Source organism: Nocardioides albertanoniae (assembly GCF_006716315.1).
GTDB lineage: Bacteria > Actinomycetota > Actinomycetes > Propionibacteriales > Nocardioidaceae > Nocardioides > Nocardioides albertanoniae.
Genome location: NZ_VFOV01000001.1, coordinates 1,373,318 through 1,386,584, shown reverse-complemented (window position 1 = coordinate 1,386,584; position 13,267 = coordinate 1,373,318). Strand labels below are relative to the sequence as shown.

At 68.5% G+C, this 13,267-nt stretch carries 14 protein-coding genes; 6 read left to right on the top strand and 8 right to left on the bottom strand.

Features of this window, described 5'->3' with window-relative positions:
- Window positions 1-89: 89 nt before the first annotated feature.
- Complete coding sequence (locus FB381_RS06620; RefSeq protein WP_141779558.1) at window positions 90-2,273, bottom strand: MMPL family transporter; 2,184 nt, start codon at window positions 2,271-2,273, stop codon at window positions 90-92.
- Window positions 2,274-2,358: 85 nt separating this feature from the next.
- On the opposite strand from FB381_RS06620, the gene FB381_RS06615 reads away from it, so the two are divergent.
- Window positions 2,359-3,060, top strand: coding sequence for a TetR/AcrR family transcriptional regulator (locus FB381_RS06615; RefSeq protein ID WP_211352339.1), 702 nt, complete (start codon window positions 2,359-2,361; stop codon window positions 3,058-3,060).
- Between the two features lie 12 nt (window positions 3,061-3,072).
- On the top strand, window positions 3,073-3,249 hold the full coding sequence (locus tag FB381_RS23850; protein ID WP_170225078.1) for a DUF6104 family protein: 177 nt from the start codon (window positions 3,073-3,075) through the stop codon (window positions 3,247-3,249).
- A gap of 170 nt (window positions 3,250-3,419) precedes the next feature.
- On the opposite strand, the gene FB381_RS06610 is transcribed toward FB381_RS23850, so the two are convergent.
- Genes FB381_RS06610 through FB381_RS06600 form a run of 3 tightly spaced genes read right to left on the bottom strand, consistent with a single transcriptional unit; the run spans window position 3,420 to window position 5,916 of the window.
- The gene (locus tag FB381_RS06610) at window positions 3,420-3,626 is read right to left on the bottom strand and encodes a hypothetical protein (RefSeq protein ID WP_141779556.1); all 207 of its coding nucleotides are present in this window, start codon (window positions 3,624-3,626) and stop codon (window positions 3,420-3,422) included.
- Window positions 3,627-3,652: 26 nt separating this feature from the next.
- Window positions 3,653-4,777 carry a fatty acid desaturase family protein gene (locus FB381_RS06605; RefSeq protein WP_141779555.1) on the bottom strand — a complete coding sequence of 375 codons (1,125 nt, stop codon included), beginning with the start codon at window positions 4,775-4,777 and terminating at the stop codon, window positions 3,653-3,655.
- A gap of 44 nt (window positions 4,778-4,821) precedes the next feature.
- The gene (locus FB381_RS06600) at window positions 4,822-5,916 is read right to left on the bottom strand and encodes a flavin reductase family protein (protein WP_141779554.1); all 1,095 of its coding nucleotides are present in this window, start codon (window positions 5,914-5,916) and stop codon (window positions 4,822-4,824) included.
- A gap of 146 nt (window positions 5,917-6,062) precedes the next feature.
- On the opposite strand from FB381_RS06600, the gene FB381_RS06595 reads away from it, so the two are divergent.
- The gene (locus tag FB381_RS06595) at window positions 6,063-6,698 is read left to right on the top strand and encodes a TetR family transcriptional regulator (RefSeq protein WP_141779553.1); all 636 of its coding nucleotides are present in this window, start codon (window positions 6,063-6,065) and stop codon (window positions 6,696-6,698) included.
- A 6-nt stretch (window positions 6,699-6,704) separates the two neighbouring features.
- Here the strand turns inward: FB381_RS06595 and FB381_RS06590 are convergent, their stop codons facing one another.
- From FB381_RS06590 to FB381_RS06575, 4 genes are all read right to left on the bottom strand, one after another.
- Window positions 6,705-8,306 (bottom strand): MDR family MFS transporter, encoded by a 1,602-nt coding sequence (locus FB381_RS06590; protein ID WP_141779552.1) that lies wholly within the window; start codon window positions 8,304-8,306, stop codon window positions 6,705-6,707.
- 195 nt (window positions 8,307-8,501) lie between these two features.
- Window positions 8,502-9,470: a zinc-binding dehydrogenase gene (locus FB381_RS06585; protein WP_141779551.1), complete on the bottom strand. Its 969-nt coding sequence runs from the start codon at window positions 9,468-9,470 to the stop codon at window positions 8,502-8,504.
- Window positions 9,471-9,649: 179 nt separating this feature from the next.
- Entirely contained in the window at window positions 9,650-10,843 is a 1,194-nt protein-coding gene (locus FB381_RS06580; protein WP_141779550.1) for an NAD(P)-dependent malic enzyme, read from the bottom strand.
- A gap of 177 nt (window positions 10,844-11,020) precedes the next feature.
- Window positions 11,021-11,425 (bottom strand): S24/S26 family peptidase, encoded by a 405-nt coding sequence (locus FB381_RS06575; protein WP_141779549.1) that lies wholly within the window; start codon window positions 11,423-11,425, stop codon window positions 11,021-11,023.
- Window positions 11,426-11,454: 29 nt separating this feature from the next.
- Between FB381_RS06575 and sodN the strand changes: the two genes are divergently transcribed.
- The 3 genes from sodN (at window position 11,455) to FB381_RS06560 (ending at window position 13,256) form a co-directional block, all read left to right on the top strand.
- Window positions 11,455-11,880: a superoxide dismutase, Ni gene (gene sodN, locus FB381_RS06570; RefSeq protein WP_246087990.1), complete on the top strand. Its 426-nt coding sequence runs from the start codon at window positions 11,455-11,457 to the stop codon at window positions 11,878-11,880.
- Between the two features lie 196 nt (window positions 11,881-12,076).
- Entirely contained in the window at window positions 12,077-12,457 is a 381-nt protein-coding gene (locus FB381_RS06565; RefSeq protein WP_141779548.1) for an ATP-binding protein, read from the top strand.
- A gap of 1 nt (window position 12,458) precedes the next feature.
- A complete protein-coding gene (locus tag FB381_RS06560; RefSeq protein WP_141779547.1) occupies window positions 12,459-13,256 on the top strand; it encodes a SigB/SigF/SigG family RNA polymerase sigma factor in 798 nt (265 codons plus the stop codon).
- Window positions 13,257-13,267 lie beyond the last annotated feature (11 nt).

Here is a 13,267-nt window from a genome sequence, read left to right as displayed (position 1 = left end):
GACAGCACGAAGGGCCCCTCGGTGTTTCACCGAGGGGCCCTTTCGTACGTCTCGGCTCCGTGCCACGCGCAGTAGCGCCGTCGGCCGCCTCAGACCGTGACCGGGTGCGGGGCCGTCGCCGGCTCCTCGCTCAGCCCGACTCTGCTGTGCAGTCGGCGCAACGGCCGCGGGGCCCACCAGGCAGCCTCGCCGAGCATCCGCATCGCTGCTGGGAGCAGGATCCCGCGGACGAGCACGGCGTCGATGAGGATCGCCAGACCGACGCCGAGGCCGAAGAACTTCATGAAGCTGACGTCGCTGACGAGGAACGCGAAGAAGCTGGTCGCGATCAGGGCGGCGGCCGTGGTGACGATCCGCCCGGTGTGGGCGAGCCCCTGCACGACGGCCTCGACGTTGCTCAGACCACGTCGGCGCATCTCTGTGATCCGGCCGAGCACGAAGACCTCGTAGTCCATCGAGAGCCCGAACGCGATCACCAACAGCAGGACGACCATCGAGACGTTGAGCGGCAGGGCCGTGAAGCCGAGGAGATCGGCACCGAAGCCCTCCTGGAAGATCACGACCATCGTCCCGACCGTCGCGCCGAGGCCGATCACGTTGAGCGTCAGAGCCCGCAGCGGTTGGACCAGGCTGCCGGTGAACAGGAAGAGAATCACCACCATCGCGAGCGCGAGGCCGCCGGCGGCGTACGGGAGCTTGGCACCGATCGCGTCGAGGGAGTCCAGCAGCTCCGCGGCGCCACCACCGACGAGTGCGGTGGCACCCGGTGGGGCGGGAACGGCACGTACGTCGCGAACCAGGTCGCGCGCCTCCTCGGACTGGCGATCGAGCTGGTTGACGACGGCGAGCTCGTCAGCGCCGTCGCCGGGCGCGAGGGCAGGCTTCTTCGAGACGAGGGAACCGTCGGCGTACGTCCCGACGCGGGTGTCGACGCGGTCCACGTCGTCGACCCGGGAGAGGTCGGCGGCGTAGGCCCCGAGACTCTTGGCGTCGATGGCCGAGGTCGTCACGACGCGGATCGGGCTGGTGCCGTCGCCACCGAACTCCTCACGGAGCAGGTCGCCTGCCTGACGGCTCCCGGCGGAGGCCGAGAGCACCCGGTCGTCGGGGGTGCCGAACTGGATGCCGGCCAGCGGCGTCGCCATCGCGATCAGCATCGCAACGACTGGCAACGCGACCCAGGGACGTCGGGTGACGAAGCGGGCCAACCGGGTCCAGAACGGGGCCGCCCCACCATGGAGGCCGCGCACGCCGGGGACACGGAGCGCGTCGATCCGGTCGCCGAGGAGCATGATCGTGGCAGGGAGCAGCACCACGGCGACGACGGCGGTGATGATCATGACCCCGATCCCGGCATATGCCGAGGAACGCAGGAAGTAGAGCGGGAAGACGAGCAGCGCGGCCAGGGAGACGGCGACGGTCGTTGCACTGAAGACGATGGTCCGACCCGCGGTCTCCACAGCACGCACGACGGCGTCGGCGTGGCCCGCTCCGGCGGCCCGCTCCTCACGAACCCTCGCGACCATCAGCAGTCCGTAGTCCACCGCGAGTCCCAGCCCGAGGCCGGTCGTGAGGTTGAGCGCGTAGATCGAGACGTCGGTGACGTTGCCGAGCACCGAGAGCTCCGCGAAGGTGCCGGCGATGGCGAACCCACCGACCCCTATCGTGACGAAGGCGGCGACGACATTGCCGAAGGCGAGGACCAACAGTGCGATCATCAGCGGGATCGCGATCGCCTCGGCAAGACCGAGGTCGCTACCGAGCTGGCTGCTGATCTCCTCGAAGATGGCGAGCCGGCCGCCGACATGGACGAGCGTGGAGCCATCGGTCGCGGTGTCATCGGTGTAGCGGTCGATCACGGCGGCGGCGTCGACGTTGTCCGGATCCTTCGCCGCGACGGAGATCAGCCCATGGGCGCCGTCGTCGGAGACCATCCCGGATCCAGGTGTATCCAGATACGAGACGACGTGGGTCAGATCGTCGTCGGCTCGGAGTCGGTCGACGAGCGACTGGGCATCCTTCGCCGCGTCACCCTCGGTCACCTTGCCGCCGTCGGCACTGACGGTCAGGAGGAACCCAGCCTCGTCTCCGAAGCCCTCCTCCAGCGCGGTAGCCGCGCGAGTGCTCTCCGAGGCGGGGTCGTCGAAGCCGGCGTCGTCGAGCTTGCCGAACGCCGAGGTGGCCAGATAGATCGCACCGAGGAGGGCGATCACGCCGATCACCAGGACCCGGCGCGGGTGCAGCACCACGAGTGTGCCGAGTCGGTGGAACATGATTCCTCCAGAGGAATGTGTGCAGTCGTTAACTTTTCAGGTGTTAACTTTGCAGGGGATGTGTGCGGGTGTCAACATGTTGACCGTGAAATCTGCTGCGACGCCCGAGCCCCAGGCACGGCCCTACCATCACGGCGACCTGCGTAATGCGCTGGTCGAGGCAGCGGTGTCCCTCGCCGAGGAGGGCGGTCCCGGCTCGGTGACGATTCGCGCGACGGCCCGCGCAGCAGGCGTGACGCCAACAGCGGCGTACCGTCACTTCGCCAACCAGTCCGACCTGCTCCACGCAGCCAAGCACGAGGCGATGGAGCAACTCACCGCGACGATCCTCGAGCTGCTCGCAGCCGAGTCGCCCGCACCCGACCCGGCCGAAGCGGCCGTGCAGCGACTCACGGCGGCAGGGCGGGGATACATCCACTTCGCCCTCGCGCAGCCTGGCCTGTTTCGCACCGCGTTCTGCCGCCCCGAGTCGAGCGAGGATCACATCGCCACGGATCTCTCCCAGATCCTCGCCGAGGCCCCGCCGTACGCCTTCCTCACGACCGCCCTCGACGATCTGCTCGAGGCAGGCTGGCTCGCGCAGGAGCTACGGCCTGACGCAGAGACGGCAGCCTGGTCCGCCGTCCACGGACTCTCGGTGCTGTTCGTCGACGGTCCCTACCGCTACGTGCCCGAGAGCGAGCGCGAGCGGCTCATCAACGCCACACTCGCCACTGTCGTTCGCGGCCTCGCCGGTGGTCCGGCCTCCCTTGCACCGCTCGACGGCGACCGACCCGGACCCGGATGAAAGACTGCCCTCATGTACTTCACCGACCGCGGGATCGAAGAGCTGGTCAACCGCCGAGGCGACGAGGAGGTCACTCTCGCCTGGCTCGCCGAACAGCTGCAGGCCTTCGTCGACGTGCACCCCGAGCACGAGACCGCCATCGAGCGCCTCGCCACCTGGCTCGCCCGCCTCGACGACCCCGAAGACTGACCCACCAAGAAGTCACCCCCACAGGCCGAGGGGTCACTCGTGCAGGCCGAAGAGTCACTTACGCAGGTCGAGTCGTCACCTGAGTGACGACTCGACCTGCAGAGGTAACTTCTCGACCTGCAGGAGTGACCCCTCGGCCCGCAGGAGTGACTTCTCGGCTCCGGTACGGGCTACTCGGAGAGGTGGTCCTTCTCGGCTCGCTTGGCGGCGGCGCGGAGCTCGAAGAGCTCGCTGGCGAGGCCTCCGACGGCACCGGCCACGTCGCGTACGGCACCGGTGATGATCATGGTCACCTGGCCGACGGTGGTGGCGGTGACCTCGACGGCGCTCTGCGCGACATCCTTGCGGATCTCGTTCTTGCTCAGCTCAGGCTCCATGACAACCCATTGTGGCCGCTCTTCGCTCATGCCGCGACCTCCTCGATGGCCGGGGCTGCGCCGGCAGGAGCGGCGTCGCTGCTCTTGCGGTCGGGGAGAGCGAAGCGGCAGATCTTCTTGAAGACGCCGAAGAGCTGCTTGTGCAGCGGCCCGGTGTTGTACGCCAGGTCGTAGCGCTCGCAGATCTCGCGGACCTCCTCGGCGATCTCCGGGTAGCGGCGGGCGGGCAGGTCGGGGAAGAGGTGGTGCTCGATCTGGTAGGACAGGTTGCCCGACATGATGTGGAAGAGGCGGCCGCCGGTGATGTTGGCCGAGCCGAGCAGCTGACGGTAGTACCAGTGGCCCTGCGTCTCGTCCTCGCACTCCTCCTGCGAGAACGACGCCACACCGGCCGGGAAGTGGCCGCAGAAGATGATGTTGAACGTCCACAGGTTGCGGATGATGTTGGCGGTGAAGTTGCCCGCGAACGTGAGCGGCGCCAGCGGCCCGGTGAGCAGCGGGAACAGCACGTAGTCCTTGAGGGTCTGCTCCTTCACCTTGCGCAGGATCCGGGCGCCGATCTCCTTGTTCTCAGCCCAGGTGCGACGGCCTGCGACGAGCTCGTCGACCTCGAGGTCGTGCATCGCCACGCCCCACTCGAAGAACGTCATCAGCAAGAAGGCGTAGATCGGGTTGCCGAGGTAGTAGGGGCGCCACTCCTGGTCCTCGTCCATCCGGAGGATGCCGTAGCCGACGTCGCGGTCCTTGCCCACGATGTTGGTGAACGTGTGGTGCATGTAGTTGTGGCCGTACTTCCAGTTCTCCGACGGCGCCATCGTGTCCCACTCGAACATGCGCGAGTTGAGGTCGGGGTCGCCCATCCAGTCGTACTGGCCGTGCATGACGTTGTGCCCGATCTCCATGTTGTCGAGGATCTTCGAGATCGACAGGCAGGCGACGGCAGGCACCCAGCCGATCACGGGCAGGTAGTAGAGCGAGCGGCCGGCGATCTCGAAGGCGCGCTGCTTCTTGACGATGTTGTAGATGTACGCCGCGTCGTCCTCGCCCAGGTCGGCGACGATGCGCTGGCGGATGACGTCCATCTCGGCGCCGAAGGCCTCGAGCTCCTCGGCGGTGAGCCGCCGGTTGCCGGTCTTCTCAACGGTGGTCATGGGTTCAGTTCCTTACGTTCCGTGGTGGGACGGGTCCGCGGCGCTCAGAGGTCGACTGCACAGTCGCCCTCGGGCGTGCTCACGCAGATCCGGATCTGTTCGTCGGGCAGCTCGGAGGTCTCGCCGGTGAGGACGTTGCGGACCAGCCCGGAGCTCTTGTTGGCGGTGCAGGAGAAGCAGATCCCCATCCGGCAGCCGTGCTCGGGGCTCAGCCCCGCGGCCTCGGCCTGGTCGAGGATCGTGGCGCCGTCGTTGGCGACGGTCTTGCCGGTCGTGGAGAAGGTCATCTCGCCGCCGGCGACACCGCCGGAGCGAGGCGGCTTGAAGTACTCCACGTGGAGCGACTCGGTGCCGTCGTAGGCAGCCTGGGTCGCCTCGATGAGCGACTCGGGGCCGCAGACCCAGGTGGGCAGGTCGCGGTAGCCGGGGACGAGCTTCTCCAGGAGTGCCGGCGAGAGGTAGGGCGCCCCGTCGGCGGTGTGCATGATGTGCAGGTCGACGCCGTGCCCCTGGCCGCGGATCTCCTCGAGCTCCTCGGCGTAGATCTGGCGCTCCGCGCTCGGCGCCCAGTGCAGGAACGTGACCTTCCCGCGGTGCGTACGCCGCTGCAGCGAGCGCAGCATCGACATCACCGGGGTGATGCCCGAGCCGCCGGAGATGAGCACGATGTGCTCGGGCACGTGGTGCGGGAGCACGAAGTCGCCCTCGGCCTGCGAGAGGTGCACGAGGGTGCCGACCGTCGCTCGCTCGGTCAGGTACTTCGAGATGCTGTAGGGGGTCGCGTCCTCGTCGTCGTGGGCACGCACCGTGATGGTGAGCGGGTCACCCGGCTTGCTCTCGGTGTTGGAGACGGTGAAGACGCGGGTCGTACGCCGCCCCTCCCCCGTGTCGATGCCGACGCTGACGTGCTGGCCGGCGCGGTGACCGCGCCAGGTCGAGGTGGGCTGCAGGGTCACGGTCGCCACGCGGGGCGCGCCGGGCGCGCTGACCTCCGGGTGGATGTCGACGATGCGGGCGCGCACCTCGTGCGCTGCCAGCATCGGGTTGATCTGGGTAAGATAGCGGTCGATGCCGTGCGGTGAGGCGAGCGCCGCAACCGTGCGGGAGCGGAGGATCCGGCCGCCGAGGTCGAGTGCCATGTGTTTCGCCTTTCAGTGAACATCTGTACACCGACAACAATGACGGGCCACGAGGCAGTGCGTCAATACTCCGACGGAGTGGTTCAGGTCACGGTGTACACCCGTGCACTGAGCATCGAGGGCCTGTCTCCCCCTAGGATGGTGTGGTGATCGAGACGGGCACCGAGCCGGAGAGCCGCGCGGAGCGCAAGCTGCGCACCCGACGAGCCATCCTCGACGCGACCCTCGAACTGTGCGCCGACAGCTCGCTGGCCGCGCTCTCGCTCCGCCAGGTCGCCAAGCAGGTCGGCATCGTGCCGACCGCCTTCTACCGCCACTTCGACTCCATCGAGTCGCTCGGGCTGGCCTTGGTCGAGGAGTCGTTCGGCTCGCTGCGCGCCCTCTTCCGCGACGTACGCCGCTCAGCGCAGCACGACGAGGACATCGTCGACGGATCGATCGATGCCCTCGTCGACCACGTCCACCGGCGTCGCGACCACTTCGCGTTCATCGCCCGTGAGCGGGTCGCCGGCCCCAGCTCGGTGCGCGAGGCCATCCGGCGCGAGATCGAGCTCTGCGAGCGTGAGCTCGCCACCGACCTGGCGCTGATGACCGGCACCGACGTGTGGACCTCCAAGGATCTGCGCGTGCTCTCGTCGCTGTTCGTGACCGTGCTGGTCGCGACCGCCGAGCAGATCCTCTCCACCGACCGCTCCGAGCGCGAGGAGCAGGTCATCGCCGCCGTGCGCACCCAGCTCAGGATGCTGCTGGTCGGCGTCTACCACTGGCGATCGGAGCGGTGAGGCAGCTCAGCAGCCGCACGCGGCGGGCTCACGCCCGTGCTCGCACAGCTCGGCGAGCTCGACGTCGAGATCGGTGCGGGCCTCCGGGTCCTGCTCGGCATCCGTGCCAGGGTCGGCCTCCGCCTCGGCCTCGCCGTGCCCGTCGGCACGAGCGGGCAGCAGCACGGCCATCACGACGACGACCAGCGCGAGGACCGCGCTGACGAGGAAGGCCGCCTGCAGTCCGCTCACCTGAGCGGCGACGGCACCGACCGTGTCGACGACCTGCTCGCTGCGTACGGACATCACGGTGACCGACAGGGCGGTGCCGAACGCGGCGGCGACCTGCTGCAGCGTGCCCAGGATCGAGGACCCGTGGGAGTAGAGGTGGGTCGGCAGCGACCCGAGGCCGAGGGTGAAGACGGGCGTGAACGCCGACGCCAGGCTCACCATCAGCACCATGTGGAGCGCCAGCACCACCCAGTAGGGCGTGGTCATCGAGATCTGCGAGAGACCCGCGAGGGTCACGACGATCCCGATCGAGCCCGGGATCATGAGCACGCGGCCGCCGTAGGCGTCGAAGATACGCCCGACCGTCGGCCCGAGGAGCCCCATCGCGAGGCCACCCGGCATGACCAGCAGGCCGGTGTAGAGCGGGCTGAGCCCACGCACCGTCTGCAGGTAGAGCGGCAGCAGGATCATCGAGCCCATCATCGCCAGGAACGCGATCGCCATCAGCACCAGCGCCTTGGCGAAGGTGGCGTGCTTGAGCGCGCGCAGATCGAGCAGCGGCGTGCCGGAGCGCTGCAGATGAAGCTGGCGGAGCACGAAGCCGACGATCAGCAGAGCACCGACCCCGGCGATCACCAGCGGCAGCCCGACCTCGCCCTCGGCGAAACGGCTCAGACCGTAGACGAGCGACCCGAAGCCCAACGCGGCGACCACCACAGAGGCCCAGTCGACGCTCGACTCGGAGGTCTCACCGACGTTCTCGAGGCGGCGCAGGCCCGACCAGGTGACCGCGACCGCGATCGGCAGCACCAGCACGAACAGCAGCCGCCACGAGCCGAACTGCAAGATGAGGCCCGACACGGTCGGCCCGAGCGCGGGCGCCACCGAGATCGCCATCGACATGTTGCCCATGACCCGGCCGCGATCGCTCTCCTCGACCACCGTCATCAGCGTGGTCATCAGCAGCGGCATCATGATCGCCGTGCCGGCCGCCTGGATGACCCGGCCGGCGAGCAGCACCCCGAACACCGGCGCCAGCGCCGAGACCAGGGTGCCGGCGATGAAGACACCCATCGCCGTCGCGTACGCCGCCCTGGTCGTCACCCGCTGCAGGAACCAGCCGGTCACCGGGATCACCGACGCCATCGTCAGCATGAACGCGGTCGAGACCCACTGGGCGGCATGCTCGGTGACCCCGAAGCTCCGCATCAGGTTCGGGATCGCGTTGAGCATGATCGTCTCGTTGAGGATCACCACGAAGGTGGCCAGCACGAGCAGGGTGATGACGGCAGGCGTACGCCGCTTCTGGCTGGCCCGCGACGAATCGGCACGGTCGCCCCGCGACGAATCGGCAGAGCCACCCAGCGGGCGGTCTGAGGTGGAGACGGCAGCAGTCATGACAGGTTCCTCGGATGGTTCGCAGGGGCCCGTTGCCACCCGCTCTATACATAGATCGAACGGGCCAGGCCGATTTCGACATCACGCCACGAGAAACTTTCCGAGCCCTCCGGCGGTGAGACTCAATGCTCCCTTGCAGAACCAGTCGAAGTCGAACGATATTCCGTACGTCACACCTGCTGCCGCACCTCCTGCTCAGACGGTGAAGACGACCTTCCCGAACAGCTCACCGGCATGCATCGCCTCGAAGCCGGCCTTGGCCTCGGTCAGGGGCATGGTGCGGTCGATGAGCGGCCTGGTGCCGGTGGCGTCGAGCAGCGACACCAGCGAGGCCAGGTCGGCGCGGGTGCCCATCGTCGAGCCGATCACCTTGAGCTGGAGGAAGAAGATGTTGGTCAGCAGCGCGTCGTCGAGGTTCGCCCCCGAGGTGGTGCCGCTGATGATGATCGCCCCGCCGGGGCGCAGCGAACGGATCGAGTGCTTCCAGGTGGCCCGCCCGACGGTCTCGATCACCGCGTCGACCTTGACCGGCAGGCGCTCGCCGCTCGGCAGCGCCTCGTGGGCGCCGAGCTCGATGGCACGCTTCTGCTTGGCCTCGTCACGCGAGGTGGCGTAGACCTTCAGGCCGGCCGCCCGCGCGAGGGTGATCGCCGCCGTCGCCACTCCCCCGCCGGCGCCCTGCACCAGCACCGAGTCGCCGGCCTTGAGTCCGCCCTGGGTGAAGAGCATCCGGTAGGCGGTCAGCCACGCCGTCGGCAGGCAGGCCGCCTCCTCGAACGACATCCCCTCGGGCTTCGCCACGACGTTGCGCCGCGGCACGATCACCTTCTCGGCGAAGGTGCCCTGGTGACGCTCGGAGAGCAGCGACCGCTTCGGGTCGAGGGTCTCGTCACCGGTCCAGTCGGGCGAGGAGATCACCGAGTGCACCACGACCTCGTTGCCGTCCTCGTCGAGCCCGGCCGCGTCGCACCCGAGGATCATCGGCAGCGCCTCCGCCTTGAGCCCCACCCCCTGCAACGACCACAGGTCGTGGTGGTTGAGCGATGCGGTCTTGACGGTGACCGTCGTCCACCCGTCGGGCGCGACCGGGTCGGGCCGCTCACCCAGCACGAGGCCTGAGATCGGGTCGTCGGATGAGAACTTCTCGGCGTACGCAGCGAACATGGGCCCGACCCTACCGAACCTCGCCGCACCCCATCGGCGCCAACCAAACCCCGATCAAACCCCACCCAGAAACCGTCGAGTCGGCTCGTTCTGACGCCACAACGCGCCGAGTCGGCTCGTTAGAACGAGCCGACTCGGCGCGAATCTCGGTCAGAACGAGCCGACTCGACGCGGGTGGGCTACTGGCGGGCTACGCCGTCGGCGCGGGCGGCGTCGGCGACAGCAGCGGCGACGGCGGGGCCGACGCGGGGGTCGAAGGGCTCGGGGATGATCTTGTCGGCGGCCAGGTCGTCGCCGACAAGAGCCGCCAGCGCCTGGGCAGCGGCGAGCTTCATGCCTTCGGTGATCGAGGAGGCGTGGACGTCGATCGCGCCGCGGAAGATCCCCGGGAAGGCGAGCACGTTGTTGATCTGGTTGGGGAAGTCGGAGCGACCGGTGGCGACGATGCTGGCGTACTTGTGCGCGACGTCGGGGTGGATCTCCGGGTTCGGGTTGGCCATCGCGAAGACGATGCCCTGGTCCGCCATGGTCGCGACGAGCTCCTCGGGAACGGTGCCGCCGGAGACACCGACGTAGACGTCGGCACCCGACATCGCGTCGGCGAGCGAGCCCGAGCGGCCGGTGGTGTCGGCGGTGAGCTCGGCGATCGCCTTCTTCGAGGCGGTCAGGTCGGAGCGGGTCGAGGAGATGATGCCCTTGCGGTCGAGCAGCACGAGATCCTTGATGCCGAACTCGAGCAGGATCTTGGCGACGGCCACACCGGCGGCGCCGGCACCCGAGATGACCACGCGGGTCGTCTCCGGGTCGCGGCCGGTCAGCTTCAGCGAGTTCATCAGCGCAGCGAGCGTGACCACGGCAGTGCCGTGCTGGTCGTCGTGGAAGACCGGGATGTCGAGCGCCTCCTTGAGGCGGTCCTCGATCTCGAAGCAGCGCGGAGCGGAGATGTCCTCCAGGTTGATGCCGCCGAAGGAGGGCGCCATCCGGATGACGGTCTCGACGATCTCGTCGACGTCGGTGGTGTCGAGGCAGATCGGGATCGAGTCGACGCCGCCGAACTCCTTGAACAGCACCGCTTTGCCCTCCATCACCGGCATCGCGGCGGCGGGACCGATGTCGCCCAGGCCGAGCACGGCGGTGCCGTCGGTCACCACGGCGACGGTGTTGGGCACCCAGGTGTAGGTGTGCGCCAGGTCGGGCTGCTCGGCGATCGCGGTGCAGACCCGCGCGACACCGGGCGTGTAGGCCATCGACAGCGAATCCTTGTCGGAGACCGACGCGGTCGCCGTGATCGCCATCTTCCCGCCGCGGTGAAGCTCGAACACCGGGTCACCGTCGTAGGTGGCGGGTTCGGTGGGCAGGGTGGACTCGGTCATTAGGGGGCCTCCAGAAACTTCGGACTCAGGACGTCGGGCGTTCGAACGCGAGCCGAGGGTGGTGCCGCGCAAGGCGCCATCTACAGGGATGTGATGCCCGGATGGCAGTTTCCCATACGTTACCGGAGGCAGCGGTTGATGTTTCCTACAACGTGATCAACCCCTCATCTGGAGCCCTCAGCCAGACTGGGCCGCCGGACCGGGCCACAGGATGCGCGGCCGCGGCCACATCCGGGCCGTCACCACGCCGATCACGTCGTCCTCCGCGACCGGCCCGCGGTGGCGGGAGTCGATCACCCCTGTGGCCTCCGAGTTGTCCGAGAGCAGCCACCACGCGGCACGCCCCGACGAGGTCGTACGCCGCTCCACGGCCCGCTTCACCACGACCGCCCCGTCGGCGAGCCGTGCGACGACCATCGCACCGGGCACCGGCGTACGTCGGTAGGAGACCCACAGCCGGTCACCCGCCCGCAGGGTCGGCTCCATGGAGACGCCGACGACGGTCGCCATCCCCCACCGCGGGCCGGACGGGGACGGCGGGTTGTCCGGGTGATGGGGTGCCGTCGACCGGGTGTGTTCCATGCGGAGTAGTGTCGCAATCAGTAGGACACATGAACACTCTCGAGAGGATCCGCATGTTCGCGCGACTTTTCGCTCCCTCCATTGAGGTCTCTGCCCACTGCGACCTGCCCTGCGGCGTCTACGACCCCGCCCAGGCACGCATCGAGGCCGAGTCCGTCAAGGCCGTCATCCAGAAGGCTCTGGACAGCGACGACCCCGACTTCCGCACCCGTGCGGTGATCATCAAGGAGCAGCGCTCCAACCTGGTCAAGGAGCACCTGTGGGTGCTGTGGACCGACTACTTCAAGCCCCCGCACTTCGAGAAGTACCCCCAGCTCCACACCCTCGTCAACGAGGCCACGAAGCTGGCCGGTGCCTCCGGCACCAAGGGCACCCTCGACGTCGAGGTCGCCGACCAGCTCCTCGCCAAGATCGACGAGATCGCCGAGATCTTCTGGGCGACCAAGAAGGCCTGAGGGACGAAGGCCGACTTGCGAGAAGCCAGATCAAGGCGCCAGCCGGGATCTGAAGACAAGAAGGCCTGAGCTCCGTCTCGAGCTCTTCGGCCGCAGCCGCTCCGTTCCACGGGGCGGCTGCGGTGCGTTACGGCCCGGCCGGGCCGATCCCGTTGCATAATCAGCGAGACGCCCATCAGAAGGACTGACACCCCAGATGCCCCAGGTCGAGCTGCGCCTTCCCGCAGAAGGTGCCTACGTCTCCGTGCTGCGTACGACGACCGCCGCGCTCGCCGCGCGCCTCGACTTCACTCTCGAGGACATCGAAGACCTGCGGATGGCGGTCAGCGAGGCGGCGGCGATCTGCCTCGAGTGCGCCAAGGAGGCCGCCGACCTCGACGTCGTCTTCGACCTCGGCGAGGACACCATCGGCATCACCGTCGTCACCACCTGTGAGGCCGTGGCCGAGATCGACGAGGAGAGCTTCGCCTGGCAGGTGCTCACCTCGCTGGCGCGAGACGTCACCGCCACCCCCGAGGGCGACCGGCTCCGCATTTCCCTGGTCGCGGGAGCGACCCCACTGGGAGCCGCTCGCTGACATGGCGCCACAGGCGATCCGGGCGTCGCGATCGAGGAGCACCAGCGAGGTCGACGAGGCCCGCAGACGCTCCCGCGTGCTCTTCACGAAGCTCGCCGGCTCGGAGCTGACCGACGCCGAGCGGGCCACCACCCGCGACGAGCTGGTCCACCTCAACATGGCGCTGGTCGAATACTGCGCCGCGCAGTTCTACGGCCGCGGCGAGCCCCACGAAGACCTGGTGCAGGTCGGGGTCGTGGGACTCCTCAACGCCGTCGACCGCTACGACCTCGGCCGCGACACGGAGTTCTCGACCTACGCCGTGCCGACCATCCTCGGCGAGATCAAGCGCTACTTCCGCGACAGCCGGTGGGCGATCAGCGTGCCCCGTCGCCTGCGCGACCTGCAGCAGAACCTGCGCGAAGCCACCTCCGAGCTCACCCAGGAGCTCGGCCGCTCCCCCACACCGCGCGACCTCGCCGCCCGCCTCGGCGTCAGCCTCGAGACCGTCATCGAGGGCCTCGAGTCCGGCAACGCGTACGCCGCGCTGTCGCTCGACTCCGAGAGCGACGATGCCTCGCCGATGCTCGACTCGCTGACCGCCCACGACCTGCGCCTCGACGACGTCGAGGTGCGGGAGTCGATCAGGCCCGTCCTCGACAGCCTCTCCCCCCACGAGAAGCGGGTCCTGACGCTGAAGTTCTTCCGCAACCGCACGCAGACCGAGATCGCCGCCGAGCTGGGCGTCTCCCAGATGCAGGTCTCGCGGCTGCTCAACCGCTCCCTGACCCAGCTCCGCAAGGCGCTGGAGGAGGACTAGGTCGACGGACC

Excerpts from the sequence above, each read along its gene's own strand:
- sodN (WP_246087990.1), top strand. The coding sequence starts at position 11,455 with ATGAACACTCTCGAGAGGATCCGCATGTTCGCGCGACTTTTCGCTCCC.
- FB381_RS06605 (WP_141779555.1), bottom strand. The coding sequence starts at position 4,777 with ATGACCACCGTTGAGAAGACCGGCAACCGGCGGCTCACCGCCGAGGAG.
- FB381_RS06585 (WP_141779551.1), bottom strand. The coding sequence starts at position 9,470 with ATGTTCGCTGCGTACGCCGAGAAGTTCTCATCCGACGACCCGATCTCA.
- FB381_RS06620 (WP_141779558.1), bottom strand. The coding sequence starts at position 2,273 with ATGTTCCACCGACTCGGCACACTCGTGGTGCTGCACCCGCGCCGGGTC.
- FB381_RS06600 (WP_141779554.1), bottom strand. The coding sequence starts at position 5,916 with ATGGCACTCGACCTCGGCGGCCGGATCCTCCGCTCCCGCACGGTTGCG.
- FB381_RS23850 (WP_170225078.1), top strand. The coding sequence starts at position 3,073 with ATGTACTTCACCGACCGCGGGATCGAAGAGCTGGTCAACCGCCGAGGC.
- FB381_RS06580 (WP_141779550.1), bottom strand. The coding sequence starts at position 10,843 with ATGACCGAGTCCACCCTGCCCACCGAACCCGCCACCTACGACGGTGAC.
- FB381_RS06610 (WP_141779556.1), bottom strand. The coding sequence starts at position 3,626 with ATGGAGCCTGAGCTGAGCAAGAACGAGATCCGCAAGGATGTCGCGCAG.
- FB381_RS06565 (WP_141779548.1), top strand. The coding sequence starts at position 12,077 with ATGCCCCAGGTCGAGCTGCGCCTTCCCGCAGAAGGTGCCTACGTCTCC.
- FB381_RS06590 (WP_141779552.1), bottom strand. The coding sequence starts at position 8,306 with ATGACTGCTGCCGTCTCCACCTCAGACCGCCCGCTGGGTGGCTCTGCC.
- FB381_RS06560 (WP_141779547.1), top strand. The coding sequence starts at position 12,459 with ATGGCGCCACAGGCGATCCGGGCGTCGCGATCGAGGAGCACCAGCGAG.
- FB381_RS06575 (WP_141779549.1), bottom strand. The coding sequence starts at position 11,425 with ATGGAACACACCCGGTCGACGGCACCCCATCACCCGGACAACCCGCCG.